We start from the raw sequence: 18716 nt of genomic DNA, 5'->3' as shown, positions 1-18716 counted from the left end.
TTCTTTTGGCATATAATGCTATTTTATTTGTAAATATAATGAAAACAATAAGATAAAACTAAATATTTGAATTACCTTGGTTATTTATTTTAATTATGGGTGGTATTTATTTTAAAAATTATTAATAAAATCAATTTATTAATTTTATAGCACGTCTCATATTCGTTATTGATTAAATAAATGGTTGCCATTTGAATTTTACATAAAGCTACTGTTAATTGTCTATGAATTGGACAAAATGCCAATAGGCTTCATAAAGTTGTGCGAAAAATGTCTAATCAATCTAAACCCTTATCGCTTATTTATAATCATAATGCTGGTTTTCGCATACAAGGGCCAGAAGGGATCTATGAACAATTGACTGAAATATTTTCAGCGCAAGGTTATCAGACTAAAGCTTATGAAATCAATGATTCACAGCAATTTGATCACGTTATGGCTGAGGTGTTGACACGACATTTAGCGTCGGATGAAGCAGGTATCGTGGTGGCAGCAGGTGGGGATGGTACTTTAAATACAGTCGCCAAACATTTATTGAATACGCAAATTTCTGTTGGAATTTTACCCTTGGGTACTTTTAATTATGTAGCCAGATTATTAGATATTCCCCTGGATTTAATTGAAGCCGCTAAAGTGATTGCCACGGGACAATCTAAACGTATCAATGTAGCCCAAATTAATCAGGATATTTATCTGAATAATGCCAGTTTGGGCTTGTATCCCTTATTTATCAAAAAACGTGAAGATTATAACCGCCTGTTTGGTCGATTGCCGTTACATGCCTATACTTCCGCACTGGATGTGCTGATTCGCGACCGTAAGGAACTGAAACTGGAAATCTGGGTAGATCACAAGAAATATCCGGTAAAAACACCCCTGATCTTTTTTGGCAACAATCCCTTGCAACTGGCAGATATGAAAATGCAGATTGCCAAAGCAGCAGAGCAGGGTAAAGTCGCAGGAGTAGTGGTTTCTAAAAGTGATAAGCTAACTTTATTTAAGCTTGTGTATCAGTTGGTTCGTGGCAAGATTGATCAGGCTTCGGATGTTTACAGTTTTGCAGCCGATCAAGTCCGTATCGAATCTAGATCCAAGAAATTGATGGTGGCGATTGATGGCGAAATCGTAGAAATGGCGCCGCCCCTCAATATTTCTGTTTTAAAAAACAGCCTGAGTGTAAGGGTGCCGCATGATCCTGCATCTGTCTGATCTGCATTTTGGGACAGAAAAACCCGAGTGTTTAGAGGCAATTCGACAGTTCTGTCAGACTCATCCTCTGGAAGCGGTCGTCGTCAGTGGTGATCTGACCCAACGCGCACGTTTAAGTCAGTTTTTGGCCTGTAAACGGTTTTTAGATCAGCTTGATACCCCTTATCTGGTAATTCCGGGTAATCATGATATTCCGCTCTATCATTTGTGGAATCGGCTGTTTAATCCATTTACCCGTTATCAGCTTTTTTTTGGTGAACTTGAACCCACACTTGAAACAGACAACTTTTATCTGGTGGGGGTGAACTCAATCCGGCGCCGCTATCACACCAAAGGGCATTTATCGCTTGAGCAGATTCAGCGTATTGATCGGAAATTAGGCCAAGCGCCTTCTTCCAAATTAAAAATTATTGTCAGCCATCAACCGTTCTATGTGCCTTTTCAAAATAAGCGCGGTTTTAAGGATAGTCCATTGATGGCCAAAATTGCTTTAGAGGCTTGGGCAGCACATGGCCTGTTTGCAGTCTTGCATGGACATCTGCATCAACCTGCGGTTTATGATTTGAACCTGATCTTTGAGTTGGGGGCAGATCATCCTGTTTATGATGTACATGCAGGTACTTCAGCCTCGCATCGGCTACATAAAAAAGAGCCAAATAGTTTTAATCTGATTGATGCATCAGGAAAAATTTCCCAGTATTTATTCGATGATGTGACCCAGTCCTTTCTGTTAAAGCCTGATATGTTGAATAAATAGACGAAAAATCAGTATTCGTTAAAAAAAAGCAATTTTTTTTCATTTTTGCCCTTGAAGCGTTTTATTCCATCTCCATAAAAGTGACATCAAAAATTTTTGATGATGACCCATGGAATAATTAAGTCGTCATCAGTGACCTAAAAAAGACTTAGTCTGATGGAGTTAAATATGAGCAACATTCGTCCATTACATGACCGCGTTGTTATTCGTCGTGTTGAAGAAGAAACTAAAACAGCTGGCGGTATTTTACTTCCTGGTTCTGCTGCAGAAAAACCAGCTCAAGGTGAAATCATTGCTGTAGGTAATGGTCAAATCACTGACAATGGTGTACGTGCGCTAGATGTAAAAGTTGGCGATAAAGTATTGTTCGGTACGTATGCGGGTACAACTGTGAAAGTTGACGGCGAAGAACTTCTTATTATGAAAGAATCTGACATTTTAGCGGTATTTGCTTAATTTCCGTTTAAAGTCGTCTTATGTTCATCAGAATTTAAAAGATATTAAAAGTATTTGGAGTCAAAAATGTCAGCTAAAGACGTAAAATTTGGTGATTCAGCGCGCAGCAAAATGATTGCTGGTGTGAATATCCTTGCAGATGCAGTGAAAGTAACACTAGGTCCTAAAGGCCGTAACGTTGTGATCGACCGTTCTTTCGGTGCGCCACACATCACCAAAGATGGTGTAACGGTTGCCAAAGAAATCACCCTAAAAGATAAATTCGAAAATATGGGTGCTCAGCTGGTTCGAGAAGTTTCTTCAAAAACCAATGACATCGCAGGTGACGGTACAACCACTGCAACTGTATTGGCTCAAGCAATTTTGAACGAAGGCATCAAGTCCGTTACAGCGGGTATGAACCCAATGGACTTGAAACGCGGTATCGATATCGCTGTTAAATCTTTGGTTGCTGAAATTAAAGCAACTGCTCAACCTGCGTCTGATTCTAAAGCGATTGAACAAGTCGGTTCGATCTCTGCAAACTCTGACACCACTGTAGGTAAACTGATTGCGCAAGCAATGGAAAAAGTGGGCAAAGAAGGCGTCATCACTGTAGAAGAAGGTTCAGGCTTTGAAGATTCTCTAGATGTGGTAGAGGGTATGCAGTTTGACCGCGGTTACATCTCGCCATACTTCGCAAACAAGCAAGACACGTTAACTGCGGAGCTTGAAAATCCGTTCATTCTTCTGGTTGACAAAAAAATCAGCAACATTCGTGAATTGATCACTGTACTTGAAGCTGTTGCGAAAACAGGTAAACCGCTTTTGATCATCGCTGAAGATGTTGAAGGCGAAGCGTTGGCAACTTTGGTTGTCAACAACATGCGCGGCATCATCAAAGTATGTGCAGTTAAAGCACCTGGTTTTGGTGATCGTCGTAAAGCGATGCTGCAAGACATTGCGATCTTGACTGGCGGTACGGTGATTTCTGAAGAAATTGGCATGCAGCTAGATCAAACTGCACTTGAACATTTAGGTACTGCACATAAAGTGACTGTATCTAAAGAAAACACAGTGATTGTGGATGGTGCGGGTAATGCAGGTCAAATTTCTGAACGTGTTCAGCAAATCCGTGCGCAAATTGAAGAATCTACGTCTGAATATGACAAAGAAAAACTTCAAGAACGTGTTGCTAAATTGGCAGGCGGTGTTGCAGTGATCAAAATCGGTGCTGCGACTGAAGTTGAAATGAAAGAGAAGAAAGACCGTGTAGATGATGCCCTTCATGCAACGCGTGCTGCGGTTGAAGAAGGTGTGGTTGCAGGTGGTGGTGTTGCACTTGTACGTGCAGCGAAAGTATTGGATAACGTAACTGGCGCGAATGATGACCAAAATGTAGGTATCAACATCCTTCGTCGTGCAATCGAAGCACCACTTCGTCAAATCGTATCGAATGCAGGTGATGAACCTTCAGTCGTAATCAACGCTGTGAAAAATGGCGAAGGCAACTTCGGCTATAACGCTGCAACTGGTGTTTATGGCGATATGCTTGAAATGGGTATTCTTGACCCGGCAAAAGTAACGCGTTCTGCACTTGAGCATGCTGCTTCTGTGGCTGCTTTAATGCTGACAACTGAATGTATGATCACTGATATCCCGGAAGACAAACCTGCAATGCCTGATATGGGCGGCATGGGTGGAATGGGCGGCATGATGTAATTCATGTTGATCATTTGATCTTGAAAAATCCCTACCTCAGGTAGGGATTTTTTTTATTTCTTGATAAAAAAGTACGATTTCAATAAAAAATAGAGTAAAATTTGAGACATAAGTTTGATCTAGATTAAAAAATGCAAACAGGGTATCATTTTTTATTAAAAAATTGATTAATGTTTATTTTTGTAACATTTGATCTTGGAATATATAAATTTTTGATTTATGATTTAATCAAAATATAATTGATGTGCGGCTATATGAACAGTACAGTTATAAATAATGAGGGGAAAAGTTCAGAGGATCATTCTGAACTGGTATTGATTAGTAAATGTGAATTAAAGTCTTTATACCGAAAATTAAAGGAATATGAAGATCGTTTACAGAGGTATGAGCATGAGCATAAAAAAATTTTAGCTTATTTCACGCATAAAAATTACAATTGATTTAACTCATCAATCAACTTTTTAATGATATCTTTATGATGATTTTTTAAAGCGCGAAACTTCAGATAATAGTCTAGATCTCCAATATCATGTTCTGAAATCTGAGCACTCGGACTAATATCCTGGTCTCCAAATCTTAGCCATTGATTAGATACATTTAGCCAGATTGCTAAAATAGAAAGTTTATCTTGGCTAGGGATGGCCTTACCTAATAACCAGTTATTTGCAGATTGTACTGAAATTGGGCTGCCGTCATAACGGTGATTGAATTCCCTAGATAAAAAAGTAGGGCTAATAGGGTGTGCAGCATCCAGTAAAGCTTGTTTCAATCGTTCAGCAAATAATTTTTTTTCTTGTTGATTGCTCATAAATTAAGTTCTCTCTTTCTATCTCATCATACACTTTATAAGTTTTATCTTAAAAATGTATTTAAAAATACTACAATGATTTTAAGAGCATAATTTTAAGAAAACTCGACTCATATTTCAATTGTAACAAAGTTTTTTAGCCTATCTTGTTGTAATTATTTGTAATTATTATTTGTTTCTATATTTTATGTTTAGTTTAGCTTAATACAAATATCAGGTAATCAATCTGTTAATTAATCAAGGTTACTTTATCATTTTTTATTTCTTAAATTGCTATTTAAAACAAAATCTTAAGTTAATTTCATATTATTTTCACCCTTAAAATCAATTTTAAATTTAAAAATAAATCAAATATTGATTGATATCTTTGTTTCGTTTTGTATATTATTGCCTCAGGTCCGCTCTAGCAGCGGCAGGTAGTGGATGGCAGTCTCCAGAACAACCAGACATTCAACTCAGTTTTGCTGGTTTACATCAATCCTAGGGTAGACCAGTCTTTTTATAAAAATTGAAGGAAATTTACATGAAATTTCAAAAGACTCTTTTAGCAGCTGCTTTAACTTTAGCTTCATTCACAATGGCGAATGCGGCTGAGCCAAAAAAAGGTGAGCAAGTTGTCGATCAGTATGCATTCACTGAAGAAGGTGCGACAGAGCCAACTTATGTATATGCAATTGGTAACAAAGTTTATACACGTGACTTAATTGATGGTTCTACTACTGACTATAAATTTAATGAATTAGCAAATCAGTCAGTTGCAACTATTAAGGCAGAAGGTTATACGTTTGTACGTGGTGGTTTAGTAGGTACTGAAACTATTGTCGGTGGTCCTGAACAACCTCAACTTACAGAAGTAATTGCAGGTGAAGCTCATACTTGGGAATATTCATTATCTTCTAATACAACTGTAATAGGCGATGAAGTTCAATTTTCTGGTAACGTAACCAGCGAAATCGAAGGTGATGAGCAACCGATTGATGGTTTATTGCAAGAAGCAGATAGCTCTATTGTTGGCAATGGTAAATTCCAAAATCTTTCTGTAGGTGCTTTTGACGGTTCGAATGGTAACAACCTTGGTCTAGTTTCAACAGAGGTGCTTGTTGCTGCAAATGGTACAACTACTGTTGCTGAGACTGCACTTAATGCACATGGTTTAACATTAATTAAAGTTAACCCAGAAAATTTGAATGGTGATGTTTCTATTAATTATGAAACAGGTACTTTGACATCACAGCAAATTGTTGGTGGCACAGCTGTAGATACTACACCGCTAAAAGCTTATGGTACAATTAGTGAAGCTGGTGTTCGTGATGCACAAATTATTGAGTTTAATGGTAAATATTATTCAGTTTCTGCTGATAAGAAACTTACTGAAACAACTGCCGACTCAATCGAAAACCTTACATTAGTAGGTGCTGGCGCAGCTTCAGGCTTATTTGGTGGTGTTACAAACCAAATTAATTCAACAGCATTTGTAGGTGCTACCAAAACTGTTTACGGTGAATCGGTACAATCTTTTGACAATGCTGGTCAAATTTTAGTGGGTGGTAGTGATACCAATGCATCTGCAGGTGTAATTCCAGCAGGTACAGATTTCCAGGTTGGTACAAATGGTCCAACTACAACTAAGTCTCAAAGTGTAGAAACTGGTATTATCGCTACTGATTCAGAAGGCGGTAATGTGTATGGTTTAGAAGTTAAAAAATCTACAACCGATGCAAATGGTACCACAGATGCTAAAACCACTATTACAGCAGATGGTATCAAAACTACTGGTACAATCGATGCTGCTGGTTTCCTTGTAAATGGCCAAAGCATTACTTCTACTGTTGATACTGCAGTTGCTGATGCTAATAAAGCAATCGATGCCAAAATTACTGAAGTTGATTCTCGTTTGACTCAATTCAACACTACAGCTGGTCAATTAAATAGCCGTGTAGATCAGTTGAATTCACGTGTTGATGACGTAGAAAAAACTGCTTACCGTGGTGTGGCAATTGCATTAGCTGCTCAACAACAAATTCCTAACATCGGTGCTGGTCAATTCGCTGTATTTGGCGGTGTAGGTCACTATGAAGGTGAGTCTGCTGGTGCTCTAGGTGTTGCAAGCGTGTTTGCTGATGGCCGTACTTCTGTAAGTGCTGCTCTTGGTTTCGCTGGCGGTAACGAAGTTGGTGGCCGTGTAGGTGTATCATACGTATTTGGCGGTAAGTAATTACTCCTTATACTGAGCTATAAAAAAATCCCCGCAATATGCGGGGGTTTTTTATGTCTTTACAAAATTATGATGAAGACTTTTTAACTAATTTGTAATTTAAATTACTCTCAATTTTTTTACCTGATTCAACATCACGTGCTTCGATAAAATTTTCGCCAACAAAGAATTTACGGTTTTCAGCTTTGTTATCTAATGTGATGAGTGATGGATCCTGAGGATCAAAACTAAAACTGCCTTTGAGTTCAAATTCATTATTATTAGCTTTCCCTAAATATTCTTCACTCAGTTCATAAGTCTTATCTGAATTAAGCTGTAACTCGACTTTAATGCCTTCACAGTCGGCACAAGGAAATACACCTTCATATTCACCTGCCCAATCTAATGAGGTCTCTGCGCTATCAGCCCGAGTCAGATTGGTACCGGGGTTATTTTGCTCCGTCATCGCTGGGCTGGATGGTGCATTATGATTCATTGGCTCATTGTCATTCTGTTTTGAACATGCTGTCAACGTTGATGAAATAGCGACTGCCATCGCAGCGGTGAATATAAATTTCTTCATTGTTTTGATCCTATGGATTTATTTGTTAGCTAATTACATTAAAAAGCAGTCTGTATAGATAAATAGAGCAATCTTGTTAAAGTTTGATTCATTAGGTGAATCAGATCAAAGTTATTCATCAATCAATAGACTTCAGGGATTTTCATAAAATATTAAAGGTATTTTATGTCGTTTCACCAAGGGCTGCTTGGCGCTATGATTAAGAAAGAACTATAAAAAATGAGGCAGCAATGAAATTAGAACAAGAAAATAATCTTATTGCAAAAATTTATGATGCTGCATTATTGCCAGCTTTGTGGCTGGAGGTGATCGAAGATATCGTGAGCTACACTAAAAGTAAGAGTGCAATCTTTACCGGTCTGGATCAGCTTAATCCAGGCTATGATTTTGTTCACACGTATAATATCCCGAATGAAAGTTTGGCTGCCTATCAGGATGAGCGTATCAGAGTGATTGATATGAAGCTCCATATGCCCTTATGGAATGATATTGAGATGGGGGATGCGCTAAATCAGAATTGTCAGCATTATGCAGAGCGGCCCGGTACGGATCATTATGTATTTTATGAAAAATGTTTAAAGCCAACAGGTGTCTGCTATCTGGCAGGCGTGTTGCTCGATCAAGGTCATTATCGCTGGGCCGTACTCGGTATCCATCGTGCGCCTGAGGTGCAGCCTTTTGAACAGGCAGAGCTGGATTTTCTCCGACGAATCAGTATTCATTTACGCCGGGCTTTACAAATTCACCGACAAATCAGCTTGATTCAACAAGATAATTTAAACTTGTATACGCTATTGGAGGGTTTAAAAACAGGGATTGTGCTGCTTGATCAAAACTTGTGTTTAAGCTATTCCAATCCTGTTGCACAGCAGATGATTCAGCAAAGTTCATGTCTGGATCTGGATAGACATAATCATCTAAAAACCCATCCTTCTCAGCAGGCACGTCTTGATCAGTTGTTAGAAAGTGCTTTACTGGATGCTACAACGGTTCAGGCTGAGGTCGGTGGAGTCTTGGCACTGAGTGATAGTACAGGGTCTCAATTAATGCTCACAATCGTGCCGTTTAAAAAATTAAGAAATATGCAGCTTTTACAAGCGGATCAGCACCAGATTGCATTATTTATGACCGACAAGAACCAGCATTACTCACTGTCCAGAGCTTATCTACAGCAGTGCTACCATCTGTCAAAGCGAGAGTTTGATTTATGTGAATTGTTAATTAATGGCTATAAGCTGGAAGATATTGCAGAGCAATGTGGTATTACCCTAAGTTCAGTTCGCACCTATTTTAAAAATATTTATGAAAAGACCAACTGCACCTCACAAATTGAGCTGATGCACTTATTAATGGGATGTACGATTCAGTTTGAACATATTGATTAAGATAACGCCATCTTCTGATGGGATTATCTGAGTTGATTTTATTTTAGTTGAGTCGAGAGAGTGTAAAACCACCTTCGCCACTTCCCGTCAATGTGAGGGTAATAGCATCAATTGTACCTAACAAACCTAAATGTGCATGAGTCTCGGAAAGACCTGTACAACCGTTGGTATCAATGATCTGAACAATCTACAAATAATTTACTATCTCGGATCTGGTAGTTACCATATTCGATTCCCGCTCCACTACAAGATGTGTCTCCAGCTTCGACTTGATCATGCCCGATAGCATCAACTAGCGTATATGTATGATTTGCCTTGAAAACGAATAATTGTTTACCCGAACCTGAGCTCCAGGCACCTATAATTCCCGAATTATGAAGGGTAATTTTCGTAAAAATTGCACTTTCATCTGGATTTTGGGCTTCCGAAATTTTTAATTGAGTGCTGTCGAAGAATATTTTCATATGGCTTAATCATTGTCCGAACCGCCACATGCCGTGATTAACCCCGTTAAAGCAAGACAAATTAAAGTCTTTTTCATCAGAATCTTGCTGAAATTATAATGTCAGGGAAGTATAAAAAGACGTGATGTTTTGCCATATCCCAAAATGAGGAGGGTAGGAGCATTTTAGTGAATAAGCTCTTGAATTTATTTCACAATCATCGTTGATGGAGCGAGGTAGTCAAACCTGAGTGCTGCTTGATGGGTAAATTAAGTTGAAATGTATAAGTGTTTAATTCATTTTTTATTTGAAAAATCTAATTATACAAATATAGATTAATTGGTTATTTGTTGTGCAATTTGCACTATCTATATTTGCTTAGATTGCTAGAATCTGCGCAGATTTGAATAGAACTGGTGCATAAGGTGTTTGAGAAGTTAGCAGAACAAAGTCTGAACATGATGGGTTGGGAAATTGATAATCACTGGCCACTAGATTTAGAGCAATGTGTCATGATTGCTGCTCCTCATACCAGTAACTGGGATGCACTCTATGCGCGTCTGGCTTTGAAAGCGTTAGGTGTGAATGTTCGCTTAACCATTAAAGACAGTTATATGAAATTTCCATTGGGGCCTTTTGTACGGGCGATGGGCGGAATCGGGATTGACCGTCGACCTAAGCAGCCGGGTGAACCGCGTCCGAGCATGGTACAGGTGATGACGGATTTATTTAAGACCCATCCCAAACTGGTCATGCTGGTCACACCAGAAGCAACGCGTGCCAAACAGGAACAGTGGAAAACCGGTTTTTATCATGTTGCGATCAATGCGGGTGTACCGATTGCTTTGGCTTATATGGACTATGCTAAGAAAAAAACTGGTGTAGGTAAAATTGTTTATCCGACAGGGGATTATGAAAAAGATATGGGGGAAATCATGGCATTTTATGCAGATATTCAGCCAAAATTCCCTGAATGTTTCAGTGTCGATCAGCGTTATTATCAGAATTAAAATTGCGTTGTAAAAAGAGCAGGGTATTTTCCCTGCTTTTTTATTGCCTAAGAATTAAGAATATCAGACAAATACTACTTAGTTTTCAGAAGCGGGTAAAATTCCACCGAGGCTTTGACAGGCACTTTTATACAGCTCATATTGCTGTTGCACAACTTCCGATAACGGAATATCAAATAATTTTTCACCTTGGTGATAATGCTCGATATACGCTTCGGCCTTGGATTTTGTGCTATAGAGCGAATGCTGATAATAATCGGTCATGCTGGTATGCGACATCTGTGACATCTCGATCTGGGAGCACTGGAAATTTTGCAGCAGCTGTTCCGATTTTTTCAGATCGCTAGACATACAACCTGCCAGCAATAGGGTACTGAGCAATGTCGTGATAAATTTCATAGAAAATAGACAAAAGGTTTTATGGGAACACCGTATTGTAGAAGTAAAATCCGGTCACAAAACCTTTTTAATCTACCAGATGGTCAAAAAATAGAACAATAGAATCTAAAAATCCCGGTCTATTCTCTGGTCAGTTAGCCTTTAACCAAGCCGCCATCCACAATCAGGTTTTGTCCGGTCACGGCACGTGAATAAGGCGATAAAAACATCAGGATTGCAGCAGCAAACTCTTCTGGTGTAATCACGCGGCGTAAAGGAGTTGATTGAGCAATTAGATCAAAAACAAAGTCTGGTGTGGCTTTACTGGCATCTGTGGTTTGTAACAGGCCGCCAGAGAGCATATTGACATTAATACCATATTGTCCCAAATCCTGCGCCGTAGTGCGGGTAAAGGCCAGTAAAGCCGCTTTTGCTGCGGTATAGTCATGATAAGGAACCACCGGATTTTGCACTAAGTTTGTGCCGATATTGATGATCCTGCCAAAACCCGTGTGCTTCATATCGTCCAGTGCGGCTTGCGTGGTATTGAGGGCGGCCTGTACTGCACCACTGAATTGACGCGACATGGTCTCCCAAGTTAAATCTTCAACCTTAGGACGATCATTCCCATTAAATTCAAACTGAATCAGCGCATTATTGACGACCGCATGAATCGCTTCCCCGAAATGCTTTTTTGCCGCAGCAAATAAAGTCCGTACCTGATCAGCCTGAGTGACATCGGCCTGATAAATAAAGACCTGCTCGGGATACTGCTGCGCAAGCTGTTCGGCGGTTTGCTGACTGCTATGATAATTGACGACGACGCGAGCACCTTCTGCCAATAGGGCTTGAGTAATCGCCAAACCCAAGCCACGTGCTCCGCCGGTAACGAGAACAATCTGATCACGAATCTGCATAATGATGATCTATATTACGAAATATTGGCCCTAACATAGCAGTTATGTCAGCGGATTCAAGCTTGGGGCAAAGTAAATCAACTCTGCATGAGATTGGGCTTAAATGAATTGGGACGCTATAAGAAAACAGCCGGCGCTGAACAGCAAACTCAAAATAATACGTTTAAACAGCAGTTCAGAAATTTTATAAAAGAGTTTTGCCCCTAAAATGGCCGGAATACTGACAAAAACTATTAACACTGCCATATAGGGTAAATGACTTTGATCGATCATACCTTGCCATAGATAGGTACCGAGTGCGAAGACCTGAACTGCAAAATTAAAATGCCTCAAGATATAGCGTTGCTGGGCTTTCGGGAGTTGTTTCAACATCACCCATGCTGAAGGGACAGCTCCGCAGAAACCACCGAGTCCACCTAATATTCCACCCATCAATCCGATACTACTGTCGGCTATTTTTCCCGAGCGCTGAATGGTTTTGATTTGTGGATTGAGCAGCATCAGCGGAGACCAGAGCACCAGGAAAATGCCCAAAACCAATTTAAATGTATCAGCTTGGATGATGTGCAGCAGGTAAGTGCCGAGCGGTACGCCAATCAGACCAGCCACTAAATAAGGCAGTAGCCACTGTTTAGATAATATTGGGGGCTTCTGTTCCTGCGTCAGTGAAATTAAATGACTCCAGATAGAAGCAAATACCAGCAAGGGCGCTGCCAGTTGCGGAGCCAATACCCAGACCCAGAATGACATGGCAATCAGGGCAAAGGCAAAACCGGTCAGCCCCTGTACGAAACCAGCGACCATTGCACCAAGAATAAATAACAGCCAGGTCATAAAGGTCAGGTCAGAAGGAAAGGCAGCAGTATTCTAAAGATCAGGGCAAAAGCCAAGCTTTTAGTTAGCTGTATTTATGCAAATTAAAGTTCAAATGTGCGTAAAATATTAAAACGAAAATAAGGAATGAGTTTTTTATTCCTGCATAAAAATGCATAAATCACTACAACAGAGCAACAATGAGTTCGTTTAGTCTCTATGAACTCGCCTGATACTGATAGGGTGCAGTAAAGAGATTAGGGACATGATTAAAAAAGCGATTTTACTTTCTGTATTGGCAGTGTCATTAACTGGTTGTGTGGTTGATCCATGGGATGATGGTTCTCGTGATCACCGGGATCGCAACGGACATTATGATCGAGACCACAAGGATCGTGACTGGAAAAATCGGGAGCATAGAGATCATCGGGATTGGAAGCGTGACAGAGGTGACAACCGTGATTGGCGCCGTGATCGTGACTAAAATACTTCTCGCGTCTTTCAGTTTGACTATTATTGACAAAAAAGGATTCCACCGCGGAATCCTTTTTTTAATGGGTCTTAATTGTGACTTTATTTAAGAAACACTTTTTTGATAAAGCCCTGCACGCACTGTACCGGCTTTGGTATTTTTAATGAGTCGCCATGACACTGGTAATTTAAGCAACTGTAGATCACGGTCTGCTTCCACATAAATATAAGCATTATTTTTCACCAGATGATCCGCCTGTAATGCCAGCTCTTCCCATAAGTTCAGGTTATACGGTGGATCGAGAAAAACCAGATCAAATTGTGTTTGCAGGCTGGTTAAAGCTTGCTGCGCCGTTGCTATTTTCAATTGGGCGCGTGCTTTGGTGACTTGTAATAGTTCAAGATTCTGGGTCAGGAATTGTGCCTGAGTACGATCTGGTTCAATCATGACGACTGAGGCCGCACCACGCGATAAGGCTTCAAAAGCCAAGGCACCAGATCCTGCACAAATGTCCAAAACCTGTGCATTTTGTACGTCCCACATAAGCCAGTTAAACAGGGTTTCGCGTACTCGATCAGGCGTCGGGCGTAAACCCTCAATACTGGCAAAAGGTAGTTGACGACGTTTCCAGTCACCCCCAATAATTCGAAGTTGGTTTTTCATTTTAGTCTCGTTCTACCGGTGTGGGAGCAGGAGGTGCTACAGCTGGATCAGCTGCATTTGCAGATGGATTGGTGGCAGGATCTGGTGGCTGAATATTGGCTGGAGCTACAGTTGCTGCATCTTGACTCAACATGCCTGCACCACTTGGCAATTCAGCAGGCTTGATTCCGGCTGTCATCAGACCACCACTTAGCTGATGACCTTGCGGGCGTACCGGCTTCTTATCTTTATGCAGCAACCAATAATCAAAAATCGGACGAGCCAGCACAGTGGCTGCACTACCGCCACGACCATTTTCCAGAATGACCGCAATCGCAATTTCAGGATTTTCAGCAGGTGCAAAACCGACAAACAGGCCATGATCCAGCTGACGGTCGGTCAATAAGGATTCATTATAACGCTTGCCTTGAGCAATACTCTTCACCTGAGCTGTACCAGTTTTACCTGCAATGGAATATTGTAAGCCACTTTTGATGCCTCGGCCTGTACCAGATTGAATCACGTCGACCATGGCATCACGCATCTTGATCCAGTCTTCTTCCTGACCATTAAAATCGATTTTGCCGTGGGTACCATTATGTACCTTGAACGTTTTGGCACCGCGACTTTCACGTAACACATGCGGAATGACTTTATTGCCATGGTTGGCGGTAATGGCCGTTGCCATGGCCAGTTGTAACGGCGTTGAAGTGAAAGCCCCCTGACCGATACTCACCGAAATAGTTTCACCTCGTAACCATTTGGCGTTACGGGTACGCATCTTCCATTCCGGGTTCGGGTACAGTCCTGAGCTTTCACTTGGTAAATCCACGCCGGTTTTTTCACCAAAACCAAACTGACGCATCCAGGTGTTCATTTTCTCAATGCCCATGCGGTAGGACATGACATAGAAATAAGTATCACAAGAAACGACCTGAGCTTTGTGCATGTTGACTGCGCCATGCCCGGATTTTTTATGGTCACGGAAGCGGTGACTATCGCCCGGCAGACTGAAATAGCCCGGATCAGAAATAGTGGTATCCCAGTCCACCAGACCATAATGCAGGCCGCCCAATGCAAACATCGGTTTAATGGTTGAACCAGGAGGATAAACCCCTTGCACGGCGCGGTTGTATAAAGGTTGATCCAGATTATCACGCAGATCACTATAATCTTTATGACTGATACCGGTCACAAACAGATTTGGATTGAAACTTGGGCTGGAAACCAGCGCCAGAATTTCCCCAGTTTTCGGATTCATCGCCACAATCGCACCACGGCGTCCAGCCAGTTGCTCTGAAGCCACCACCTGCAAACCATAATCCAGTGACAAGAACAGATCATTACCGCGCACCGGATCCTTACGGCCCAAATGCCGTAGCACATTACCAAAAGCATCCGCTTCTACCGATTCATTTCCTGGCACCCCATGCAGAAGTTCTTCATAGGATTTTTCTACCCCAATTTTCCCGATCAGGTTGGTCCCGGCATACAGATCCTTGTCAATGGCTTTGAGTTCTTTGTCATTAATCCGGCCCACATAACCAATCACATGGGCAAACAGGTCGCCATGCGGATAATAGCGGGTCATCTGGGTTTCAATATTCACGCCCGGAAACTGATATTTGACCTCGCTAAAACGGGCAATATCATTTTCATTCAGGTTGAGCTTGATCGAAACCCGTTCGGTTCTACGTGCTGTTTTGATCCGGCTTTGGAAGCGTTCAATATCTTCTTCGGTCAGCTCCAGAATAGGCTTCAGACGTTCCAAAGTCTGGTCAATATCCTGCACATCGGCGCGGCTTAAAGTTGCGGTAAAAACCGGGTAGTTATCGGCCAGCAATACGCCGTTACGGTCATAAATATAACCGCGCGCTGGAGGCAGAGGTTGCAGACGAATCCGGTTTTGGTCAGAAGCGGTACTGAAGGTCTCGAAATTAAAGAGTTGTAAATAAGCATAGCGGCTGACCAGCAGCAGCATAAAAAAGATGACGATTCCAACAGAAATCCATACTCGACTACGATAGATGCGCTTTTCTTGTTGTGCATTTTTTAAAGGAAAGTGCTGCTTCATACGCGATCGACTTGAGACCTGAGGAAAGGAGGAAAGAATCAAAGTGGAATATTCTAACGCAACTGGACTTGATTTGATAATGAAAAACTGCCATTACGATCAGTTCCTTTAAGCTTTGACTTTGCAGACATGAAAATTGTAAAGTGCTGTATATAAGAGTTGTGATAATTCTGATACAGTAAAATCGAATAAAAATAGGACTATACCAAAAACTAGAATTAAGGAAGATGGTGAAGGAATGAACAAGGTTTACCCTTTGTTGGCGTTTGCATTGTGGGCGAACGGGGCCTATGCACATGATCAAATCAATAATACTGCAGATAAAGTAGAAGCGACTCAGGCAAAAGCCTTTAATGTTGGGGCTGGTTTTACCCGGAAGCTGGTACATTTAAATACTGAATGGGTTAATCCTTATGGGATTGCTTATGTGAAAGGTGGGGTTTTTCTGGATGATGATCGAACGATAGGGGGGCAAGTAGGCTTTCGTTATCCTGCGCATCTGACCGGCAAAGATAAAAATGGGTATTATGTCGGAGGCTATGCGGGTCATATTGAAAGCAAACGCGTCGACAATGAATACAAGGCTCGCTTAGGTGCTGGAATTGATTTGGCCTATGTTTTGTTGAGTTCAGAGCGAATCAGCAGTTTTAGTGTCGGCATTGGTGCCGGAGAGAAATTTGAAGATCGAAATGGTCGTGTGGTGGCCGAAACTGAACCGCGACTACAATTTTCCTATACTTTAAGTATCGGTTTATAGACAAAATATTTGACCTTATAAATATGTGTATTCTGTGAACAAAAAATTAAATATGGAACTTATGCATGCTTGAGTACGTCAACGAATTGTGGCAAACCTTTGTGAATCGCCCGGATTTTTGGGCCGTGCTCAGCATTATTCCGGTGACCGCATTTGTAACATGGGCTCACGTCTGGATGGCACTGAAAATGGTGTTTTATCCGATCAATTTTTGGGGTGTCCATCTCGGTCCTGTACCTGTCGGCTGGCAGGGGATCGTGCCACGCAAAGCTGGCCGTATTTCAGGCATTATTACCGATAACACTTTGTCTAAATTGGGTTCTATTCGCGAATTTTTAGAGGCGATGGATCCAGATGATATGGCACGGATCATTGGTGAACAGGTCGGTTTCGAACTGGAACATCTGATTGATGAAGTGATGATGGATCGTAATGCAGTCCTTTGGGAAAACCTGCCTTTTGCCATCAAACGCAGAATTTATGCACAGGCACAAAAACAAATGCCGGCAATTTTGCGTGAATTGGTGACCGAGCTGACCATGAACGTCGAGTCACTTGTCGATATGCGTGAAATGGTGGTCAGCCAGATGGAAGGTGACCGTCGGTTAATGGTGCGCATGTTCCTGAAAGTGGGCCAAAAAGAAATCAATTTTATTTGGCATATCAGTGCACTCATCGGCATGTTCTTTGGTATTTTCCAGATGATTGTCTGGTTCGTGGTGCCGTGGCACTGGACTGTCCCGTTCTGGGCTGCCATCTGGGGCTTTTTGACTAACTGGATTGCGATCTGGATGGTATTCAACCCGCTCTATCCGCATCCGGTAAAGTACCCGCAATTCTTTAGCCGTACCACAAGTCGCAAGTTTCCATGGATTAAACCTGTCATTCCGCGTATTGGCACCTATAACATACAAGGCGCATTTATGAAACGTCAGGATGAAGTCTCTGATGTTTTCGCAAGTGTAGTCACAGAAGATCTGATTACGTTAAAATCGATCATGACCGAGATGATGTATGGTGGGAAAAAAGACAAAACCCGCCGCATTGTCAAACGTCATATTAATGAAATTATGGAAACACCCCTGGTTCGGACCTCTTTACAGCTGTCTTTAGGGCCAAAAGAGTATGCAAAACTCAAGACGGACTTGATCGATCGCTCGATTGAAATTACGATGGTGCCTGTATGCGACCCAGCATTTAATGCGAGCCGTGCACAGAAAATCTATCAAATGTTTAGAGACCGCATACGCGAGTTGACTCCGAAGGAGTTTCAGAATCTTTTACGTCCTGCATTTCAGGAAGATGAATGGATTCTGATTTTATTGGGTGGGGTAACCGGTTTTGTCGCGGGTTTAATCCATTTGTTTGTGGCTTTCTTATAATGAGATGCCGGGGGACACAATCGGGCGATTGTGGTCGTGGCGTCATACATATTGTTTAAATGAGGATGTTTATATATGCGCATTATCTTACTCGGACCACCTGGAGCAGGTAAAGGTACACAAGCTCAGTTGATCTGTAAGCGCTACAATATCCCACAAATTTCAACCGGTGATATGCTCCGTGCTGCAATTCGTGAAGGAACTGAATTAGGTCTACAAGCTAAAAGTGTCATGGACAATGGCGGTTTGGTTTCTGATGAGTTGATCATTGGTCTGGTCAAAGAGCGTATTGCGCAACCTGATTGTGTAAATGGCTGTATTTTTGATGGTTTCCCGCGTACCATTCCTCAAGCAGAAGCTTTAGAAAACGAAGGTATCAACATCGATCACGTGATTGAAATCGATGTTCCAGATGAAGAGATCGTACAACGTCTTTCTGGCCGTCGTCAGCACCCGGCATCTGGCCGTGTGTATCACATCGTTTACAACCCGCCAAAAGTGGAAGGTAAAGATGACGAAACGGGTGAAGATCTGGTTCAGCGTCCAGATGATCTGGAAGCGACAATTCGTAAACGTTTAGGTTCTTACCATACTGAAACTGAGCAACTGGTGGGCTTCTACCAAGGCCGTGCAGCATCAGGTGAAAATGCACCGACTTACAACAAGTTAAACGGTCTGCGTCCAATCGATCAGGTTCAGACTGAGCTTTTCGCGATTCTGGATCAAGCAAAATAA

19 protein-coding genes are annotated in these 18716 nt (G+C 41.4%); 11 read left to right on the top strand and 8 right to left on the bottom strand.

Annotated features, from left to right (window positions below; all coding sequences use genetic code 11):
* The first annotated feature begins 270 nt into the window (after positions 1–270).
* From FTT73_RS06580 to groL, 4 genes are all read left to right on the top strand, one after another.
* Entirely contained in the window at positions 271–1209 is a 939-nt protein-coding gene (locus FTT73_RS06580) for a diacylglycerol kinase family protein (protein ID WP_180191175.1), read from the top strand.
* A complete protein-coding gene (locus tag FTT73_RS06575) occupies positions 1190–1966 on the top strand; it encodes a metallophosphoesterase (protein WP_180191174.1) in 777 nt (258 codons plus the stop codon). The genes FTT73_RS06580 and FTT73_RS06575 overlap by 20 nt, the downstream gene beginning before the upstream one ends.
* 168 nt (positions 1967–2134) lie before the next feature.
* Positions 2135–2422 (top strand): co-chaperone GroES, encoded by a 288-nt coding sequence (gene groES / locus FTT73_RS06570; RefSeq protein ID WP_005096311.1) that lies wholly within the window; start codon positions 2135–2137, stop codon positions 2420–2422.
* 66 nt (positions 2423–2488) lie between these two features.
* Positions 2489–4123, top strand: a complete 1635-nt coding sequence (groL, locus tag FTT73_RS06565) for a chaperonin GroEL (protein WP_005096312.1) — start codon at positions 2489–2491, stop codon at positions 4121–4123.
* Between the two features lie 430 nt (positions 4124–4553).
* On the opposite strand, the gene FTT73_RS06560 is transcribed toward groL, so the two are convergent.
* On the bottom strand, positions 4554–4931 hold the full coding sequence (locus FTT73_RS06560) for a hypothetical protein (RefSeq protein ID WP_180077226.1): 378 nt from the start codon (positions 4929–4931) through the stop codon (positions 4554–4556).
* A 523-nt stretch (positions 4932–5454) separates the two neighbouring features.
* On the opposite strand from FTT73_RS06560, the gene FTT73_RS06555 reads away from it, so the two are divergent.
* Entirely contained in the window at positions 5455–7146 is a 1692-nt protein-coding gene (locus FTT73_RS06555) for a YadA-like family protein (protein ID WP_180077228.1), read from the top strand.
* A gap of 67 nt (positions 7147–7213) precedes the next feature.
* Here the strand turns inward: FTT73_RS06555 and FTT73_RS06550 are convergent, their stop codons facing one another.
* The gene (locus tag FTT73_RS06550; protein ID WP_005096313.1) at positions 7214–7708 is read right to left on the bottom strand and encodes a copper resistance protein NlpE; all 495 of its coding nucleotides are present in this window, start codon (positions 7706–7708) and stop codon (positions 7214–7216) included.
* 230 nt (positions 7709–7938) lie between these two features.
* Between FTT73_RS06550 and FTT73_RS06545 the strand changes: the two genes are divergently transcribed.
* On the top strand, positions 7939–9093 hold the full coding sequence (locus tag FTT73_RS06545; protein ID WP_180049624.1) for a LuxR C-terminal-related transcriptional regulator: 1155 nt from the start codon (positions 7939–7941) through the stop codon (positions 9091–9093).
* A 170-nt stretch (positions 9094–9263) separates the two neighbouring features.
* On the opposite strand, the gene FTT73_RS06540 is transcribed toward FTT73_RS06545, so the two are convergent.
* Entirely contained in the window at positions 9264–9557 is a 294-nt protein-coding gene (locus tag FTT73_RS06540; RefSeq protein ID WP_159516440.1) for a hypothetical protein, read from the bottom strand.
* A gap of 440 nt (positions 9558–9997) precedes the next feature.
* Here FTT73_RS06540 and FTT73_RS06535 point away from each other — a divergent pair, with 440 nt between their 5' ends.
* A complete protein-coding gene (locus tag FTT73_RS06535; protein WP_180077454.1) occupies positions 9998–10546 on the top strand; it encodes a 1-acyl-sn-glycerol-3-phosphate acyltransferase in 549 nt (182 codons plus the stop codon).
* A gap of 78 nt (positions 10547–10624) precedes the next feature.
* Here the strand turns inward: FTT73_RS06535 and FTT73_RS06530 are convergent, their stop codons facing one another.
* From FTT73_RS06530 to FTT73_RS06520, 3 genes are all read right to left on the bottom strand, one after another.
* Positions 10625–10945, bottom strand: a complete 321-nt coding sequence (locus FTT73_RS06530) for a hypothetical protein (protein WP_005096317.1) — start codon at positions 10943–10945, stop codon at positions 10625–10627.
* 134 nt (positions 10946–11079) lie between these two features.
* Positions 11080–11841 carry a 3-oxoacyl-ACP reductase gene (locus tag FTT73_RS06525; RefSeq protein WP_180191173.1) on the bottom strand — a complete coding sequence of 254 codons (762 nt, stop codon included), beginning with the start codon at positions 11839–11841 and terminating at the stop codon, positions 11080–11082.
* Positions 11842–11940: 99 nt separating this feature from the next.
* Positions 11941–12675 carry a sulfite exporter TauE/SafE family protein gene (locus FTT73_RS06520; RefSeq protein ID WP_005171912.1) on the bottom strand — a complete coding sequence of 245 codons (735 nt, stop codon included), beginning with the start codon at positions 12673–12675 and terminating at the stop codon, positions 11941–11943.
* 244 nt (positions 12676–12919) lie between these two features.
* On the opposite strand from FTT73_RS06520, the gene FTT73_RS06515 reads away from it, so the two are divergent.
* Positions 12920–13138, top strand: coding sequence for a hypothetical protein (locus FTT73_RS06515; RefSeq protein WP_005171910.1), 219 nt, complete (start codon positions 12920–12922; stop codon positions 13136–13138).
* A gap of 93 nt (positions 13139–13231) precedes the next feature.
* Here the strand turns inward: FTT73_RS06515 and rsmD are convergent, their stop codons facing one another.
* Both rsmD and mrdA read right to left on the bottom strand, forming a co-directional pair.
* Positions 13232–13789, bottom strand: a complete 558-nt coding sequence (rsmD, locus tag FTT73_RS06510) for a 16S rRNA (guanine(966)-N(2))-methyltransferase RsmD (RefSeq protein WP_074383065.1) — start codon at positions 13787–13789, stop codon at positions 13232–13234.
* Position 13790: 1 nt separating this feature from the next.
* Entirely contained in the window at positions 13791–15842 is a 2052-nt protein-coding gene (gene mrdA, locus FTT73_RS06505) for a penicillin-binding protein 2 (protein WP_180191172.1), read from the bottom strand.
* 238 nt (positions 15843–16080) lie between these two features.
* On the opposite strand from mrdA, the gene FTT73_RS06500 reads away from it, so the two are divergent.
* The 3 genes from FTT73_RS06500 to adk all read left to right on the top strand — a co-directional run bounded on the left by FTT73_RS06500 (position 16081) and on the right by adk (position 18716).
* On the top strand, positions 16081–16599 hold the full coding sequence (locus tag FTT73_RS06500; RefSeq protein ID WP_005096326.1) for a hypothetical protein: 519 nt from the start codon (positions 16081–16083) through the stop codon (positions 16597–16599).
* A gap of 65 nt (positions 16600–16664) precedes the next feature.
* A complete protein-coding gene (locus FTT73_RS06495) occupies positions 16665–17981 on the top strand; it encodes a hypothetical protein (RefSeq protein WP_005096327.1) in 1317 nt (438 codons plus the stop codon).
* A gap of 75 nt (positions 17982–18056) precedes the next feature.
* Entirely contained in the window at positions 18057–18716 is a 660-nt protein-coding gene (gene adk, locus FTT73_RS06490) for an adenylate kinase (RefSeq protein WP_005096329.1), read from the top strand.

Source organism: Acinetobacter sp. YH01006 (genome assembly GCF_013420445.1).
GTDB classification, from domain to species: Bacteria; Pseudomonadota; Gammaproteobacteria; order Pseudomonadales; family Moraxellaceae; genus Acinetobacter; species Acinetobacter pseudolwoffii.
This window is presented reverse-complemented; position numbering and strand designations above follow the sequence as displayed.

What these genes read in the sequence shown, in the direction of transcription:
- groL (WP_005096312.1), top strand. Translation starts at nt 2,489, where the DNA reads ATGTCAGCTAAAGACGTAAAATTTGGTGATTCAGCGCGCAGCAAAATG.
- FTT73_RS06525 (WP_180191173.1), bottom strand. Translation starts at nt 11,841, where the DNA reads ATGCAGATTCGTGATCAGATTGTTCTCGTTACCGGCGGAGCACGTGGC.
- adk (WP_005096329.1), top strand. Translation starts at nt 18,057, where the DNA reads ATGCGCATTATCTTACTCGGACCACCTGGAGCAGGTAAAGGTACACAA.
- FTT73_RS06580 (WP_180191175.1), top strand. Translation starts at nt 271, where the DNA reads ATGTCTAATCAATCTAAACCCTTATCGCTTATTTATAATCATAATGCT.
- FTT73_RS06550 (WP_005096313.1), bottom strand. Translation starts at nt 7,708, where the DNA reads ATGAAGAAATTTATATTCACCGCTGCGATGGCAGTCGCTATTTCATCA.
- FTT73_RS06560 (WP_180077226.1), bottom strand. Translation starts at nt 4,931, where the DNA reads ATGAGCAATCAACAAGAAAAAAAATTATTTGCTGAACGATTGAAACAA.
- FTT73_RS06555 (WP_180077228.1), top strand. Translation starts at nt 5,455, where the DNA reads ATGAAATTTCAAAAGACTCTTTTAGCAGCTGCTTTAACTTTAGCTTCA.
- FTT73_RS06520 (WP_005171912.1), bottom strand. Translation starts at nt 12,675, where the DNA reads ATGACCTGGCTGTTATTTATTCTTGGTGCAATGGTCGCTGGTTTCGTA.
- FTT73_RS06500 (WP_005096326.1), top strand. Translation starts at nt 16,081, where the DNA reads ATGAACAAGGTTTACCCTTTGTTGGCGTTTGCATTGTGGGCGAACGGG.
- FTT73_RS06540 (WP_159516440.1), bottom strand. Translation starts at nt 9,557, where the DNA reads ATGAAAATATTCTTCGACAGCACTCAATTAAAAATTTCGGAAGCCCAA.
- FTT73_RS06515 (WP_005171910.1), top strand. Translation starts at nt 12,920, where the DNA reads ATGATTAAAAAAGCGATTTTACTTTCTGTATTGGCAGTGTCATTAACT.
- FTT73_RS06535 (WP_180077454.1), top strand. Translation starts at nt 9,998, where the DNA reads ATGGGTTGGGAAATTGATAATCACTGGCCACTAGATTTAGAGCAATGT.
- rsmD (WP_074383065.1), bottom strand. Translation starts at nt 13,789, where the DNA reads ATGAAAAACCAACTTCGAATTATTGGGGGTGACTGGAAACGTCGTCAA.
- FTT73_RS06530 (WP_005096317.1), bottom strand. Translation starts at nt 10,945, where the DNA reads ATGAAATTTATCACGACATTGCTCAGTACCCTATTGCTGGCAGGTTGT.
- FTT73_RS06575 (WP_180191174.1), top strand. Translation starts at nt 1,190, where the DNA reads ATGATCCTGCATCTGTCTGATCTGCATTTTGGGACAGAAAAACCCGAG.
- mrdA (WP_180191172.1), bottom strand. Translation starts at nt 15,842, where the DNA reads ATGAAGCAGCACTTTCCTTTAAAAAATGCACAACAAGAAAAGCGCATC.
- FTT73_RS06545 (WP_180049624.1), top strand. Translation starts at nt 7,939, where the DNA reads ATGAAATTAGAACAAGAAAATAATCTTATTGCAAAAATTTATGATGCT.
- groES (WP_005096311.1), top strand. Translation starts at nt 2,135, where the DNA reads ATGAGCAACATTCGTCCATTACATGACCGCGTTGTTATTCGTCGTGTT.
- FTT73_RS06495 (WP_005096327.1), top strand. Translation starts at nt 16,665, where the DNA reads ATGCTTGAGTACGTCAACGAATTGTGGCAAACCTTTGTGAATCGCCCG.